This is a genomic window from Halorubrum amylolyticum, assembly GCF_004114995.1.
Lineage (GTDB): Archaea > Halobacteriota > Halobacteria > Halobacteriales > Haloferacaceae > Halorubrum > Halorubrum amylolyticum.
The window spans coordinates 12,923-28,418 of the sequence record NZ_SDJP01000032.1 but is presented as its reverse complement, the minus strand read 5'-3'; the positions used below and the strand labels follow the sequence as shown (position 1 = coordinate 28,418).

Sequence of the window (15,496 nt, the reverse complement as noted above, 5' to 3'; positions counted from 1 at the left end):
CCATACGAAGAACTTCGTCGAGTCGTCAGCAATAATGAGGTTATGTCACGGGCTCACGCTGTGCCGGCTGTCGAGACCTCGGGGTAAACACGTACTAAATAAATAAACAGATCATCTTGTTCCACTTGTGTTAAGAGAGAATCGGCTTGATGAAAAGCTGGGCCATCGAGTTCGTTAATTTCTCCAGATGGCTGAATATCAATTTGCCCGCCGCTAATACCGAACCTCACCATCGTTGGATGCACATCTGTGTGTATCATCGATATAATCTCATAGATGGGTGCAAGACGGGAGAGAACTCCTCCAAACTCGTCGATCCCTTTCAACATCTCAAAATTTGAACTAATGTATTCGCTGAATTCCCGGTTCACACGATCCAACGCAAGAGTCAGGTTCTCTCGAAACTCGGCTCGGTCATCGATGTCAGATGATCCGATGACATCTGCAAGGAGAACATATTGAGGCCCACTAGCCGACATTTTTATATACGGGTTCCCAGAGAAACAACCTCTGGAGGTTGTATTTGATGATTACAACGTTTCATGGTTGTATTTCCAAGAATAGCTATATATAGCTATCTTATTTTTACAGTTAACTCTATCAGGTATAATATGCTGTTCCTTCCTCTGTCCGAAGAACACCTCGAAACTGCCGTCCGCTATCCTCTCCCCTGCCTACTCCAGATCGAGCAGCGCCGCGACCTCGTCGAGGTATTCGTCGTAGATCCCGACGGCCGACTCGATCGGGTCGGGCGAGGCCATGTCGATCCCCGCGAGTTCGACGACGTCGAGGGGGTAGTCGGAGCCGCCCGCCCGCAGCATCTCGCGGTAGTCGGCGGCGGCCGTCTCGCCCTCCGCCAAGACGCGCTCGACGATCGCGGCCGCCGCGGAGATGCCGGTCGCGTACTGGTAGACGTAGAAGTCGTAGTAGAAGTGCGGAATGCGCTCCCACTCGCGCTCGATGCCGCCGGTCAGCTCCGCGGGCGCGTAGTAGTCGCCCTTGAGGTCGGCGTAGATCTCGTCGAAGGCGTCGGGGGTGAGCGCGTCGCCGGCCTCGACGCGCTCGTGAATCCGCTGTTCGAACGCCGCGAACATCGTCTGCCGGAACAGCGTCGACCGGAAGCGTTCGAGGTACTCGTCGAGAACGTGGGTGCGCAGCTCGTCGTCCTCGACCGTGTCGAGCAGGTGGTGAGTGAGCAGGGTCTCGTTGACGGTGGAGGCGATCTCGGCGACGAAGATCTCGTAGCTCGCGTCGTGCCACGGCTGGGTGTCGCCGGCCAGCTCCGAGTGCATCGAGTGGCCGAGCTCGTGCGCGAGCGTGAACATCGAGGCGATGTCGTCTTGGTAGTTCATCAGGATGAACGGCTGGGTGTCGTACGTCCCCGAGGAGAACGCGCCCGAGCGTTTCCCGCGGTTCTCGTACACGTCGACCCACCGCGAGTCGAGTCCCTCGGCCATCCGCTCCTGGTACGCCTCGCCCAGCGGCGCGACCGCCTCGATCACCCACTCGCGGGCCTGCTCGTACTCCACGTCGGGACCCTGATCGCCCGTCAGCGACATGTAGAGGTCGTGGCTCTCCAACTGGTCGACGCCGAGCGCGTCCGCCTTCAGGCCGGCGTGCCGGTGGAGCACGTCGAGGTTGTCGCCGACCGTGTCGACGAGGGTGTCGTACACCTCGACCGGGACGTTCGAGCCGTCGAGCGCGGCCTCGCGCGCGGAGTCGTAGCCCCGGATCTCGGCGGCCGTCGCGTGCTCTCGGACGGCCTTCTCCAAGGAGGTGCCGACCGTGTTGCGGACGCTCGCCCACTCGTCGTAGAACGTCTCGTGGACGCGCTCGCGGAACTCCCGGTCCGGGTTCGTCTGGAGCTTCGTGAAGTTCGCCTGCGTGATCTCGACCTCCTCGCCGTCGGGGTCCTCGACGACGCCGTAGGTCATGTCGGCGTTCGTCAGCATCGAGTAGATCTCGCTCGGGGCGTCGGTGACCTCCGATAAGTCGGCGAGCACCTCCTCCACCTCGGCCGAGCGCGTGTGTTCTTTCATCCGCAACACGTCGTCGAGGTAGTGCTCGTACTCGGCGAGGGCGGGCTCGGCGTCGATAAAGGACTCGACCTCCGCCTCGGTGAGCGACTGGAGCTCCGGTTCGAGGTAGGAGATCGCGCTCGACGCCTCGGAGCCGAGCGAGGACGCCTTCGCGGACATCGCCTGGTACTCCTGGTTCCGGGTGTCCTCGGCGCTGCGGAGCCGGGCGTACGTCGTCACCCGCTGGAGGTCGCGGAAGATCTCCTCGCGCAGCTCCAACAGTTCGAGGAGGGTCGCCGCGTCGTCGGCGACGCGCCCCTCGTACGTCGCCAGCTCCTCGATCCGGTCCGCGACCGCCTCGTAGGCGGCCTCCCACGCCTCGTCGTCGGCGTAGACGCTCTGGAGGTCCCACTTGTACGCCTCGTCGATCTCCGCTCGCTCGGGAACCGAACTCATACCACGGGGTTCGCCCCCGGGACACTAAGAGTTGTCAAACGCGGAAGTTCGCGAAACGGGTCCGGATCACTCCCTCCCGAACTGTTCCCGTCCGGCCCACTCCGCGAGGTCGACGACGAGCACGAGCGCGTCCTCGCCGTCTCGGTAGTAGTTCGAGACACGGCGGATCGGGTCGAACCCCTCGTCCGCGTACAGCGAGCGGGCGGCCGCGTTGCTCTCGCGGACCTCCAGCCGCACGACTGCGACGCCGACGGCGCGGAGCCGCGCGAGCGCGGACCGCAGCAGCGTCCGGCCGATCCCCTCCTCGCGCGCCTCGGGGTGGACCGCGAGGTCCTTCACATGGCCGATGTCGCGCCCGTGGTTCGGGGTGGAATCCGCGACGACGTAGCCGACGACCGCCCCCTCCCGCTCCGCGACGAGGAACGCGGGCTCGTCGAGCAGCCGCTCGAAGGCGTCGTACGGCCACGGGTCCGAGAAGCACGCCCGCTCGATCCGCACCACGGCGAGGAGGTCGGCGCGCTCGATCGGCCGGACGGTCGCGTCGACGGGGGTCACGGGCCAGATTAGCAGGCGAGAGGAATAAACGCGACGGGACGGCACAACCTCGTGGTGACCGGGCGACCGCGGTCACCCGCCGATCCACGGTTCGCCCGCCTCGGCCGCGTCGGGGTCCGGACCGCGGACCACGAAACACGCCCCGTCGGGGACCGCCGTGTCGTCCGGGGACGGCGGGTCCGCGCCGTCGCCACGGAGGTCGATCGTCCACCCGTGCGACTCGACGACCTCGCGGACGATGTCGAGCCCGTAGCCGGTCCCGTCCTCGCGGGTCGTGAAGCCGGGGTCGAAGACCTCCCCGCGGTGCGTCGGGTCGATCCCCGGCCCGTCGTCGGCGACGAGGAACCCCCCGTCGGTCGCGGTCACGACGACGGTGAGGGGGGCGTCCTCGCCGCCGTCGGTCTGCCGGGCGTCGGCGGAGCCGTCGGCCGGTCGAACGCCCTCTTCGCCGTCCGAAACCGCGTGTTCCGCCGCGTTCCGGAACAGGTTCTCGAACGCCTGCCGCAGACGGCCGCGGTCGCCGCGAACCCGGGCATCCGCGCCCACGACGAGGGTCGCGTCCGTGCTCCCGGCGGTCTCCCACGCCTCGCGGGCGACCCCGCCGAGCGCGAACTCGGTCGGCTCGTCGATCCCGGAGCCCTGCCGGGCGAGCGTCAGCAGCTCCGAGACCAGCTGATCGATCCGGTCGACGGCGCGCTCGCCGCGCTCCAAGGGCTCGGTGTCGCCTTTCAACTGCGCCATCTCTATCGACGCCCGGATCACCGACAGCGGGTTCCGGAGGTCGTGTGAGACGATGCTGGCGAAGCGGTCGAGTCGCTCGTTGCGGTCGGTGAGCCGGCGCTCGCGCGCCTTCCGCTCGCTCACGTCCCGCGAGTTGATGAGCAGGCGCCCGACCGAGGCGTCGGCCGGCAGCGACCGGGTCCGGGACTCCAGCCAGACCCAGTCGCCGTCGGCGGTGCGGTAGCGGTACTCCATCGTGGGCGTCGCGCCGGGGTCGTTGAGGGCGCGGTAGAACCGCTCGGTCACGCGCTCGCGGTCGTCCGGGTGGACGTAGCCGAGCGGTGAGCGCCCCACGGTCGACCCCTGTTCGTAGCCGAGCACCTCCTCGACGGACGGGCTCTCGTACCGGACCCGGCCGTCGTCGTCGACGACGGTGACGAGATCCGTGCCGTACTCCAAGAACTCCCGGAACCGCTCCGGGAAGGCCGCTTCCGAGTCGACGCGGCGCGCGGTGACGACGCGGCCCCCGAACTCGGGGGCCAACTCCTCGTCGACGACGGACTCGACCCAGACGAACCCGCCACTCGCGTGGCGGAGCCGGTGGGTGACGACGCGGTCGGTCGCGACCGCCGAGAGCGCGTCGGAGACGGGCTCGCGGTCGTTCGGATGAACGCGCTCCAACAGATCGTCGCCGACGAGGGACGCCCGCTCGACCCCGAGCACCGCGGGCACCGACGGCCCGGCGAACAGCACCTCGCCGTCGACCGCGACGGCCGCGACGAACCGGTCGGCGCCCGGGACGGTCGCCGCACCGGACCGAGACGCCTCGGCGGCGTCGCCGGGACCCTCGGCGTCGGACGGGGAGTCGGAGTCGCGCGCGCCGTCGGAGGTCGACCGGTCGGTCGGTTCCTGTCGGTCGGCGTCGGAGCGGGAGTCGCGCCGGGCGGCCGACGACCGGTCGGTCGGACGGAGGGTCACGCTGGTTCGATCGCCCCTACGGACGGGACGGGATAAAGCTGCGCGTTCTCGGTATCGATTTTGATACTTTGAACGCCGTCCCCGAGACTGCGACCGATCGCCAGCCGTCGGCTCACCGATTCGCACCGACCGTGACCTCGCGGCGGCGACCGCATCGCCGTCCGGCGACCGATTCCGGCGATCGGAGTCAGAAGCGTTAAACGCTCGCCGCGGATACCCGGTCGTGAGGGCGCGTAGCTCAGCGGACAGAGCACTTGGTTCCGGACCAAGATGCCGCGGGTTCAAATCCCGTCGCGCCCGTATCGTTCTAATCGCATGACTGAAGCGGGATAACTGCCGTAATACTGCGAGGCGCGTGCTTTCGTTCGGTGGTGGGCCATCCACAGGTGCATCGGTGGGGGTCGGGTACAGCCAAACTGATCTCTGTAGAGAAAATCACTCGCCGATTGATCTCTCTGGCCGGATTTGATTAGTAATTGCTCAGTACAGTCCGTTATTCGTCTTTGAGAGCGTCGTAGACGTCCCGGTTCGAATCTCGGTCGTCCGCCGCGACCCGTCGAACCAATTCTCTTCGGATCTCCTCCATCACCTCGTCAAGCGGGGAGGTCGTTTCTGCTCCTCTTTCGGTGGCCATACCTGAACGGACGCTCCGGGGGCCGTTAATCGTTCGGGTCCGACGAATCGCCGGTCAGCCGGTCTAGCCCGTACCGGATGAGTTCGTCTCGCCACTCTTCGATCTCACCGGCCAGATCCAGCTCCTCGGTGTGGGATCGAAGATACTCGGTGGTATCCTCCTCATCGACGGCCGCTTCGTCGGTGCCGAAGTCTTTCAGGATCGTCCTCACTTCGTCGTCGTACTCGAACCGATACCCGTTGAGGAAGTAGAAGACGACGGTCACGTTGAGTGCAGTCCGTTTGTTCGCATCGACAAACGGGTGATTGGCGACGAGGAGCCGGAGGAGGTGATACGCCTTCTCGTGGATGGTCTCCGGTGCGGAGCCGAAGCTGCCCGCTTCGATGTAGTTCAATGCGAACTCGATGTCGCCGCGGTTCCGAACACCGGCGGGAGTGTCGGGGTACTCCGTGACGATGTCGTCGTGGATGGCGACGACGTCTTCGACGGACGGGTACCACAACGAGTCGGCCATTCGTTCCAACGTCATTGCTGTATCAGTGTAGATGTTGCTATAGATGAGGTGGATGAGCGGTATCAGAAATCACCGTTTTCAGGACGTCGATTTCGACCGTCTCACGCCTCAAAAGTCTAGTCGTTCGACAGTCGAAGCAGCGCCCGTCGCCCGTATCGTTCTAATCGCATGACTGCGGCGGGGTAGTGACTTCCTTCAGAGGGAGAGCGTTACAATTTTGAACGAAAGCGAAATTCATGTGTCGACTTTTCCGGACCGCGACGGAACACTGCTCACACCCATGGACGTGACGGAGAGAGCAGTTCGGGAGATCTGTACTGACGCGGTTTTCGAACGCGGCGAGAGGTACCTTGCTGAGGACCGCATCCTTGATACCCATCGCATTGACACTACCGTGGCCGCCGTCGTGAGTGGCAGCCGTCAGTACGACGTGCGTGTCGACCTCGCAGCCGACGGGTTCGACCCGTGGTGTAACTGTCCGTACGACGGACCGGAGGCGTGCAAGCACATTGTCGCCGTGTTACTTCGGTGTGCCGACGACTGTCCTCCGGACGAGGGCCGCCGGCTTGACGCCTCACTCGAAACTGCCGACGCCGACGACCTGCGGGGGTTCCTCCGGGAGACGCTGGCGACCAACGCTGCCATTCGCGAACGCTTCTTCGCCCGTTTCGGTGAATCGCCGACACGGTCGGTCGACGATCTGCGCGCTGCGATCGACCGGCAGTTCGAAGAGAGGAATCCCGACTACTTCGTTGTCTTCGAGCCGATCGACTTCTCGGAGTGGTTCGACCTCGCGGGCGAGTATCGCGATCAGGGGCGGTACGCGTCAGCGGCGGCAGTGTATCGTGCCCTCGTCGAATCGCTCGACGAGAATATGGAGCGCGTCGACGGGGCGTACGACCATTTCTCGCAGCGGTTCACGCGAGCACTTGACGGGTACGTCGACTGCGTGACGGCCGGAGATGTCGACGCTGGGAAGACCACCGACGCCGTTGCGTTTCTCAAGGACCGGGCGACATCCGGAACGCCGTTGCTCAGCGAGCACTTCGAGCGCGCAGCGACGGAGTTGGAGGAAACGCTCACTGAGCGGCGAGATCATTAATTCTCCGCTATCCCGCTTTTCGCCGCGCTTCAGTTGCTCACTCTCCGAGCGCGGCGACGACATCGTCGATCGTGTAGAGACGTACATCGTCGCGCTCGGCGGCGGCGTCGCGGATGCTATCCGTAAATCCGCTCCGGGAGAACAGCGCGTATTCGACGGTTCGCGTGCCGCCGCCCGACGGCTGCCCGGAGTTCCTCGACGTGCATCTCCAGTGAGCCTAGTGCGCTGTAGTCGAGCGGCGACTCCTGATACTTGCACTCGCCGACGACGAGCGTTTCTTCGTCGGTGAGTCCGACGACGTCGATCTCGTGGTCCTGATACCACCACCCTCCGACATCGACGATCGGTGTCTCGTCGTACAACGTCCACAGGGCCTCACAACACAGCTGCTCGAAAGCGGGAGCGACGAAGTCGGCCAGCTCCGGTTCGATGAGCCGTTCGTAGGCCTCCTCGCCGAACTGGTCGTAGCGATCCGCACTCCCGTACAGGAAACGAAACCAGAACCGGAACAAGGGGTCACGCGGCCGGTACTGGCTTCGCTTGGATCGTTCGGGTTTCTCAGTCACCGGCACGTGCCGTTCGATGAGCCGAAGCCGAGAGAGACGGTCTAGGTACGTCGATAGCTGGTTGTAGTCGATGCCTGTCACGCCAGCGATCTCGTTGCGGCCGGTCGCCCCGCCGGCGATCGCTTCGAGGATCGAGAAGTAGCGCGTCGGCTCCGTCAGTTCCATGCGGAGGACGTGCTCCGGTTCGCTGCGGAGCGATCCGTGGCGAGTCAGCACCGTCTGCTGGACGTTCTCGCCGAGTGATCGGTCGGGGTCGAGTACCTCGAGGTAGTACGGAACAGCACCGAACACGCTCCACGCACGCACGGCCTCGTCCGCCGTCGCATCGTTCGGTAGAAACTCCGTCGCGGCGTCGAACGAGAGTTCACGGATGTCGAGTGTGAGGGATGTCCGCCCGTACAGCGGACTATCTCCCAACAGCGTCGCTTCCTCCATCATGCTAATCGACGATCCGACCAGAACGAACGTCGTCTCCGACTCGTCGAACTTGTGATCGAACAACGCCTGTAACACCGACGGAAGACTCTTGTCCTGCTCGATCAGGTACGGAAACTCGTCGAGGACGACGATCGCATTCCGGTCGGCCAGATACTGGAACAGTCGCTCCCAATCGGGACGAATGTCTTCGATACCAGGAAACGTGTCAGCCGCTGCCTCGACGAACTGTTCCAGTTGGAGTTCCCGCGTCTTCTGTCGTGCCTGATAGAAGACCGCGTTCTCTCGTCTCTCAAGCGCCTTCTTGACGAGTCTCGTCTTTCCCAGCCGTCGCCGCCCGTACACGACAGCGAGATCCGCGTTCTCCGAGTCAAAAAGGCTGTGAAGCCTATCTAACTCCTCCGAGCGGTTCACGAAGTCTGTCATGGCGCTGAATTAGTGGGTGTGAGATGAAAATATTCTGAATAATCATATTCTGGAATATCATATCTAGAGATATCATCAACTGAGGATTCTACAAAGCAAAATTAGAATGATCCGAGACCGGACATATACAGTAGCAAGTCTGTTGGGAATACTACCTTTTGTCTCAAATCATGAAACGGTTTTATAAGTTGTTTGCCTCATTTGAGAAAATATGACAACGAATAGTTGATTCTGGATAATCTCTCATTTCATAGATGGTGGCGAATTTGTAGGAGTTCAACAGAGTCCCTTGGTTATAAATGAGACTTTGGGTTAGCGAAACAATGCTGGTACAAACTTAGCCGTAAATTCGGTTAAGTAGAATACGGTCCGCGTCAACATCGATAAATTCGATTGTCTCGCCGGACGCACTGAGTTTCGCACAATCCTCGGAGACCAGAATGTCGACGGCATCGTTGATGTGTGCCCTAATCTTGGAGCCAGTACGCTGATAGCCGTAGAGACGTGCGATCTCGAGTACGAGATCCTCGCGTGTCATCCGGCTACCTGCTTCGAGTATCAGATGGCCTGCCCGTGCGAGCTCTTCGAGGGGAATCTCATCAGCAGACCGACTCGCAGTCTCAGTGTTAGTTCGGAGTGTGATCGTGTTGGGGCGTTCACCGGGCCAGATAAAGCCGTCGTGAAGACACACCGCATCCCGTCGATTTTGCTTGCGCGCTGTCTTGTTGAGTGACTGATGGATATTCTTCCCGAGACGGGTGATATTCCACCGACTAATGACGGCTCGGAATATGGTTTCTCGTTTCTCGGGCCCAAATTCGTCGACGACGTTCACAAGTGTCGACGCAACACGGCGCGACGACACATCGTCGAAGGACTTGTCATGACGTGTCGAAACCTGTGGTTCCTGCCAGTCAGTGGTATATTCCTGGATGCCACTTCGTTCGTCCTTCGGGATGGCATCGACAGCGATCTCCGTTATCTCCGTCGAGACGCCACCATCAGCGACGGGACTATCCGTAATGAGTTTCTCGACCTTCGATTCGATGGCTTCGATTTCGCGGCTCTTGTTTGAGGCCCAATCAGGCGACCAGATGCGATGAATCGTCCATCCGAGATCCTCTAGGACGGCCTGGCGTGTCCGGTCTCTGTCACGGGCAGTTTTCGAGGAATGGTAGGCCGCGCCATCACATTCGATGCCAAGGACGTACTTGCCCGGTTTGTCCGGATGTCTGATTGCGAGGTCAATGCTGTAGCCGGAGCTTTGGACCTGTGTCGAGACATCTAAGCCGCAATTCTCCAGTGCTGTGTAGACGGCCTCTTCGAACTCGGAGTCGAACTGAAGGAACTGTGTCTCCGAGTCCGAGCGAGTCAATGCGTTTTCGCCGTGCTTTGCGTACTCGAGATAGTGTTTGAAGTCCTCGACACCACCTTTATCGGTGCGCTGGAGGTCGATATCGCCCGGCTGAAGCGAGGAGACCACTTGGATATGCTCTTTGGCACGCGTCACGGCTACGTTCAGTCGTCGTGCGCCGCCCGTCTGATTGAGCGGGCCGAAGTTCATCGAAATCTTGCCGGCCTCATCCGGTCCGTAGCCAACGCTGAAGATGAGCGCGTCCCGCTCGTCCCCCTGAACGTTCTCCAGTGGTTTCACGAAGAAGCCCTCGAGGGCGTCATCCTCCGAGACGAATGCATCCAACTCGGGGTCTTGGCCACGCGCCTCCTCGATAGTATCTCGAATGGCCTGTGCTTGTGCAGAACTGAACGCAACGACACCAAGGCTCTTATTGGGCCGTTCCTGAAGATGCTCGCGCACCAGTTCGAGGACGCGGTCCGCCTCCGGTTGGTTCGTGCTCGACCCACCTCGATCGTAGAGGCCATCCTCAACGTAGACGAAGTCAACACCCATCGCGTCGTCGGCGTTGTTATCCGGGAACGTCCGAAGTGCGCCGTTGTAGTATTTCGCGTTGGAGAATTCGATAAGCTCGTTCGTTCGGCTGCGGTAGTGCCAGAGCAACCGCTTCTCGGGAAGAACCGTTGAGGCCTCATCCAAAATGCTCTCGAGGTCCTCGCGCACACCATCAGCGGTTTCGACATCCGCTTGGAAGAATGATGTCGGGGGGAGCTGTTTGCTGTCGCCCGCGATGATAACCTGGTCACCGCGGATAATACTGCTAATGGCGTCCTGAGGCATGATTTGTGACGCCTCGTCGAAGATGACCGTATCGAACTCAATCGAGCCATGTCGCACGTACTGAGCAACCGAGAGGGGGCTCATCATGAAACAGGGCTTGAGTGTCGTGATGAGCGTCGACACCTCATCGAAGAGTTCGCGTAGCGGCATGTGCTTGCGACTCTTCTGAACTTCGCGACGCAGCGTTACCTGTTCGGAGCTACTCGCATGCTTGAGTTCCGTTTGTGGGCGTCGATTCGTGACGCGATGTTGAATCTCGGCTTTTGCGTACTCGCGTTGCTGTTGGTCGAGATGCCGGAACTCCTCGAGTAAATCGTTGTACTCCGTAGCACTGAACGAGTCGAAGCCGGTCTCAGAATACACCTCGTTGAGCCACTCCGTGTAGAAGTTTCGCTTGAAGGTATCGATGAGCGTATCGACCGCGTGACCTTCCGCAAGGTATCGCTCTAGGAATTCACCCGCCGGACTCTCCAGAACGCCGTCGCGTGTGTCTTGATACTGAATCCACGACTGCAGTTCTCCGATAGTATCGTATCGAGCTGTAAGCCAGGATTCGACCGCATCCATGGCTGCCGTTTCGATATCGGATTCGTTAATCGAAACCGCGTCGAGATCGAAGACGTCCGCGAGGTCGTTTCTTGCTGTCTCCCAGTCAGCAAGGGTCCCATCGAGGCGCGTCGCAAGCGCAGCTGTCTCGTCGGCATCACATTCGAGGACTAGCTCGTCTAGGACGTCTGCGTCTACGAGATCGTTGGCTGCGACGGCAGCCACCCACGTTTGGGTGTCTAGTACTGTCTCCCAATCCGTTGTCGGCCCATCGTAGAGATGACCAAGTTGGGTCATCAATGCATCGTACTCCTCAAGTTCGTCTTCGAGGGTATCGACGCGCATCAACGCCTTCGTGTCCGATCGAAGTCCCTCGATACCAGGCTGGTAGCCATCAGCTGCGTGTGAGAGAATGCGTTTTTTGAGCCGACGATACGAGGGACTCACATATCGGAGTATACCGTAACCACTCAACTCGCCGTGGAGTTCAATGGCATCCGTACTAAAGATCGATTCCTCGTAGTGTTCAGTGAGATCACTTCGCTTCTCGGTGAGTTCACGGCTCTTCGTCGCGAGGGACTGAAGACGATCGTTACGCGCGTAGAAGTCTCGTTCAAGATGTTCTGGCACCAGGGCCACGTCCGGCATGTCTCCCAGTAACGTAACGAGATCGTCAGCCGCACGCAGGTCCGCTATTGAAGACAGCGACGTGTCGAGGAACGATTCAGCGGCCTCCCGTGTGCGTTTCAGGTCCTCAAGCGTCGTAATAGCTTCCGAGAGCGTTGTCTCGACTGACTCGGCGGTATCAATCTGCCAGCGTGAGATAGCGACGTGTTGCCAGGGATGGTTCCCGTCACGGTTGAACTCGTCTTCGTAGGATGCAAGCGATGCGAGCTGCCCTTCAATTGCCCGGATGTCCGATTGACTGTACGCAGTTGGCTGTTCAAACGAGCCATCGATGCGCGGGCAGTCATCGCGTTTGGAGACGATCCCAAACGCTTCATACGGTGTTATGTCTTGGCCCTCAGGTTGGTAGAACAGCTTGTCCTTATACTGATTGAGCGTTCGTCTCGTTGTTTCCAGTTTGTTGACCACACTATCCCGTTCACGAGGGTGTTGGAGTGGATCGGCGTTGAGCTCGCGACCGAGATCTTCGAGCACCTGTTTCTTGCTCGCTTTCTCGCCGTGGGCCTCCAAACAGAAACGCCCGAGATCATTATCGTCTAAGCGGTCTTTGACAACGTCGAGTGCAGCCTGTTTCTCGCTGACGAACAGGACGGTCTCGTCGGCAGCCATCTTCTCCGCGATGATGTTCGAAATTGTCTGACTTTTGCCAGTCCCGGGTGGGCCCTGAAGGACGAAACTCACGCCGCGCTTGGCTGCTTCGATAGCCTCTTGCTGGCTCGAATCGGCGTCTAGAACCTGATACGTATCGGCAGGTGACACCTGTTCGTCGAGCTCCTCCGCACTCGGTGTGGCAGCAGGCTCGGGCAACGCGTCGGGATTGCCGTTAATCGCTTTGACTAATGGATCGTCTTTGATGGCCTCCCGATTTTCTTCGAGGTCGGCGTAGAGGCCGAACTTCGAGAAGTCGAAGATACCCAGTATTACTTCGGGCGCGATACGCCAGCGTTCAAAGCCGCTGATAACATCATCAATGTATGCGAACGCCGTTTCCAGTTCGTCAAGCGAGAAGGCCTCATCCGGTGCAAGGTGAATACCGCGTTCCGCGCTCAGTAGCTTCCGGAGCGCGGGATTGATTTGTACATCGGCATCTTCGCTTGTGATCTCGTAGTCGTGACGGTCGGCGTTTCGGTTCGTCTCTTCTTCGAGCGTGACTTGGACGAGAAAGAGCGGCGTACGGAGCTCTGAGTCACTATGATCGACGTCGTACCATCGGAGTGTCCCGAACGCGATGAAAAGCGAGTCAACGCCCCGTTCACGGAGGAAGCGTTTCTCTCGCAGGCGAATGTTGTTGAGTGAATTCTCTGTCGCGCCGTTTGCCCGAATAGATGCCACCTCGTCCGCCCCCAGCGTGTCCGGGTCTGCGGGTGAACCACCCTCCTCGTCTTGTGCTGAACGGCGAATGTAGAGGGGGTCACGGTCGAAGGTCGTGCTCGCAACCGTGAGTGGGTCAGCACGATGGAAAGGAAGTGACTTCGTTTTCGTTGCCGAGAAATTGACGAGGTTGCTCCGCCGCGTCAAATCTAGGAGTTGTTCCTTCCAACTGTTGATTTTCTTATCGAGAGGATTGGACGCTGTCCCAGTTTCATCTGTTGTGGTTACCGTCTGATCGGTCGCACGCTCGATTGCCTCAGTATCGAGGGTAGTGTCCCACATCGGCGCCACGATGTGGCTTCCTGTGGCCGTCTCCGAGTCAGACGGGGTATCGTTAGCTTCCTGCTCCGAAGAGGTATCAAGGAGTGAGCCGACAGTGCCCTCGCCTTCCGAATTACCCGTGTCTGCCGTGTCATTGGCATCCCCAGATGTGGCTGTCTCGTCCCAGTTAGCATCCGCATTATCAGCGCACTGCGTACAGGTACGGCCCTCGTGCTTCATCCACCGCGGCAGTGTCCGCTGGCACTCGTCGCATACAAACGTCTGCTCACTCATGATAGAAGTCGGATGGGATGTATAGATAGGCCAGTATGGATATATCTTTCTAGCTAGTGTAGTGGTATTAGGAAGATCCTACTCTCCGTTCTTCGAAGAACACTATAGTTGAGTCACTGCGTTCGTATCCCCAGACAACCACTTAGATCTCAAGCAATAGAATGTTGTTCAGGAAGACACCCGTAGTGAACAGCAGATGTTCGCTTGAACGAAGCAAGGCGTAGTTCGCTGAATATCAAAATAGGTTTCAGACGTTTAACTCGGTTTTGCGCCAAGCAACTTTAGCAGTCGATGGAACAACCGAAACCCGAGCAAGAGCCTCGTTGAACCCGATGGCTGCGGAGGTATTATTGATAGATTATACCCGGAATTCGTTAGATCTGATACTTTTCTCAGTACAGATGGCACATGGAATTCAATCGTCGTCTCTGTACGCGATTCCATCCCGTTTTCTGATCGCGACCACATAGAGTATTCGTTGTTCACGATCGGCACGGCATCCGAGGCGGAACTATCCAACCCGAAGCTTCTGATGTGGAGCCCCTGCGAGCGGTTCAAGATGATCCGTCGGCTCCCGCCATTGATCGGTGACGACTTCATCGAGCTTAGAGATGACCCGATCGCGAGCGTGCTCGTCAAGTGCGTCGAATTGTCGCTTCGATCGGTCAGTGAGCTTCCAGTCCCACTCCTCGCTCATCGATCACTCGCATCTTCACGTCCATACTCCGCTTTGATCTCCTCGCTGGAGTGTGTTCGACCTTCCTGAATGTCGACCTCGCTCGCAGCGATCGCCTTGAGATCCGCACGGTTGAATTCGGGATGTTTCACCGCGTCACGAAGTACATCGCGGACGAACTCGCTACGGCTGTTGTACCCGAGGTCTTCCCACGTTGCGTCGACGTCGGCGAGAAACGTCTCCGTCATTCGAATGTTGACTGTCGTTTTTTCGGGCGGCGAACTGGCTTCGGACATACTACTGTGTTGAAATCGTGTAGCAATAACCGTTACGGCAAATCAAATATTGTCGAGATACCCTCGTCGCTGCTCCGTCTTCTCACGCTGACTCCGCCGGTCGTAGTGTTCGTCGAGAACGCCCGGTGTCACGTTCACACGATCGCTGACGACATCTTTCGGAACATCGCTGTTCAGGTGGTGAGTGATCCCACCACGCCGGAGTGCGTGCGGACTGACCCCCGTTCACCGGTGTCTCGGTGGGGTTCGCGTACGGCTCAAACGACCTCTTCGAGCCAGTCAAACTGGGCAGCAAGTTCCTTTCGCCGTTGGCGTTCGATCACCGTCGCGTCGAGCACGTCCCCGACGATCGCGACGTCGAGCGCGAACTCCGTCGTCGCTTCCACCTCGCTCCCGTCGGGGGCGGGCGTGACGGCGTACGCCGTCCGCATCTCCTCGAAGATCCCGTCGCGCTGTTCGTAGGCGAGGTCGGCCTCGGGACGGTCGACGAGTTCCAGCGTGAGATCGACGGTCGCGATCCCGACCTCGTTCGCGACGCGGATCGTCTCGTCGTCGACGGTCACGTCGTCGAACCCCGACGCCCGCATGAACCGGTCGATCTGATTCATCGATTCGCGGACGGTCGCCGGCGGTGCGTCGATCGTTCGCGAGAGCGTGACCGAGTTCATAGCCCCCTCTTCGTGCTGGAAAACAACGAACGTCCCGGTGGCGGTGCGACGACCATCTGACGTATCGTGAAGGTTGCTCCGTCCGCTTCCAATGTATGC

General features: G+C 60.0%; 10 protein-coding genes, 1 tRNA gene and 3 pseudogenes. 2 read left to right on the top strand and 12 right to left on the bottom strand.

Annotated elements, in window-relative coordinates:
- Positions 1 to 53 precede the first annotated feature (53 nt).
- The 4 genes from ESO89_RS15765 to ESO89_RS15750 form a co-directional block, all read right to left on the bottom strand.
- Entirely contained in the window at positions 54 to 479 is a 426-nt protein-coding gene (locus ESO89_RS15765; RefSeq protein WP_128906398.1) for a SatD family protein, read from the bottom strand.
- A gap of 195 nt (positions 480 to 674) precedes the next feature.
- Positions 675 to 2,474 (bottom strand): oligoendopeptidase F, encoded by a 1,800-nt coding sequence (gene pepF, locus ESO89_RS15760; protein ID WP_128906397.1) that lies wholly within the window; start codon positions 2,472 to 2,474, stop codon positions 675 to 677.
- Positions 2,475 to 2,540: 66 nt separating this feature from the next.
- Positions 2,541 to 3,029: a ribosomal protein S18-alanine N-acetyltransferase gene (gene rimI / locus ESO89_RS15755; protein ID WP_128906396.1), complete on the bottom strand. Its 489-nt coding sequence runs from the start codon at positions 3,027 to 3,029 to the stop codon at positions 2,541 to 2,543.
- A gap of 72 nt (positions 3,030 to 3,101) precedes the next feature.
- Positions 3,102 to 4,727 (bottom strand): PAS domain-containing protein, encoded by a 1,626-nt coding sequence (locus tag ESO89_RS15750; RefSeq protein WP_128906395.1) that lies wholly within the window; start codon positions 4,725 to 4,727, stop codon positions 3,102 to 3,104.
- A 227-nt stretch (positions 4,728 to 4,954) separates the two neighbouring features.
- On the opposite strand from ESO89_RS15750, the gene ESO89_RS15740 reads away from it, so the two are divergent.
- Positions 4,955 to 5,027 (top strand) — tRNA-Arg (locus ESO89_RS15740).
- Positions 5,028 to 5,220: 193 nt separating this feature from the next.
- Here ESO89_RS15740 and ESO89_RS18665 read toward each other — a convergent pair.
- Positions 5,221 to 5,361, bottom strand: a complete 141-nt coding sequence (locus ESO89_RS18665; protein ID WP_164932822.1) for a hypothetical protein — start codon at positions 5,359 to 5,361, stop codon at positions 5,221 to 5,223.
- 25 nt (positions 5,362 to 5,386) lie between these two features.
- Entirely contained in the window at positions 5,387 to 5,875 is a 489-nt protein-coding gene (locus ESO89_RS15735; protein ID WP_128906393.1) for a type II toxin-antitoxin system death-on-curing family toxin, read from the bottom strand.
- Between the two features lie 280 nt (positions 5,876 to 6,155).
- Between ESO89_RS15735 and ESO89_RS15730 the strand changes: the two genes are divergently transcribed.
- On the top strand, positions 6,156 to 6,977 hold the full coding sequence (locus tag ESO89_RS15730; RefSeq protein WP_128906392.1) for an SWIM zinc finger family protein: 822 nt from the start codon (positions 6,156 to 6,158) through the stop codon (positions 6,975 to 6,977).
- 37 nt (positions 6,978 to 7,014) lie between these two features.
- On the opposite strand, the pseudogene ESO89_RS15725 reads toward ESO89_RS15730, so the two are convergent.
- The 6 genes and pseudogenes from ESO89_RS15725 to ESO89_RS15700 all read right to left on the bottom strand — a co-directional run bounded on the left by ESO89_RS15725 (position 7,015) and on the right by ESO89_RS15700 (position 15,397).
- Positions 7,015 to 8,404: pseudogene (locus ESO89_RS15725) on the bottom strand (ATP-binding protein).
- A 337-nt stretch (positions 8,405 to 8,741) separates the two neighbouring features.
- Entirely contained in the window at positions 8,742 to 13,757 is a 5,016-nt protein-coding gene (locus tag ESO89_RS15720; protein WP_206731783.1) for a DUF4011 domain-containing protein, read from the bottom strand.
- A gap of 415 nt (positions 13,758 to 14,172) precedes the next feature.
- Positions 14,173 to 14,454: pseudogene (locus ESO89_RS19435) on the bottom strand (type II toxin-antitoxin system RelE family toxin).
- Entirely contained in the window at positions 14,451 to 14,729 is a 279-nt protein-coding gene (locus ESO89_RS15710) for a ribbon-helix-helix domain-containing protein (protein WP_128906391.1), read from the bottom strand. The pseudogene ESO89_RS19435 and the gene ESO89_RS15710 overlap by 4 nt, the downstream one beginning before the upstream one ends.
- 42 nt (positions 14,730 to 14,771) lie before the next feature.
- Positions 14,772 to 14,954, bottom strand: a pseudogene (locus ESO89_RS19085) (tyrosine-type recombinase/integrase); the annotation flags it as partial.
- Between the two features lie 32 nt (positions 14,955 to 14,986).
- Positions 14,987 to 15,397 (bottom strand): SRPBCC family protein, encoded by a 411-nt coding sequence (locus tag ESO89_RS15700; protein WP_128906390.1) that lies wholly within the window; start codon positions 15,395 to 15,397, stop codon positions 14,987 to 14,989.
- Between the last annotated feature and the right edge of the window lie 99 nt (positions 15,398 to 15,496).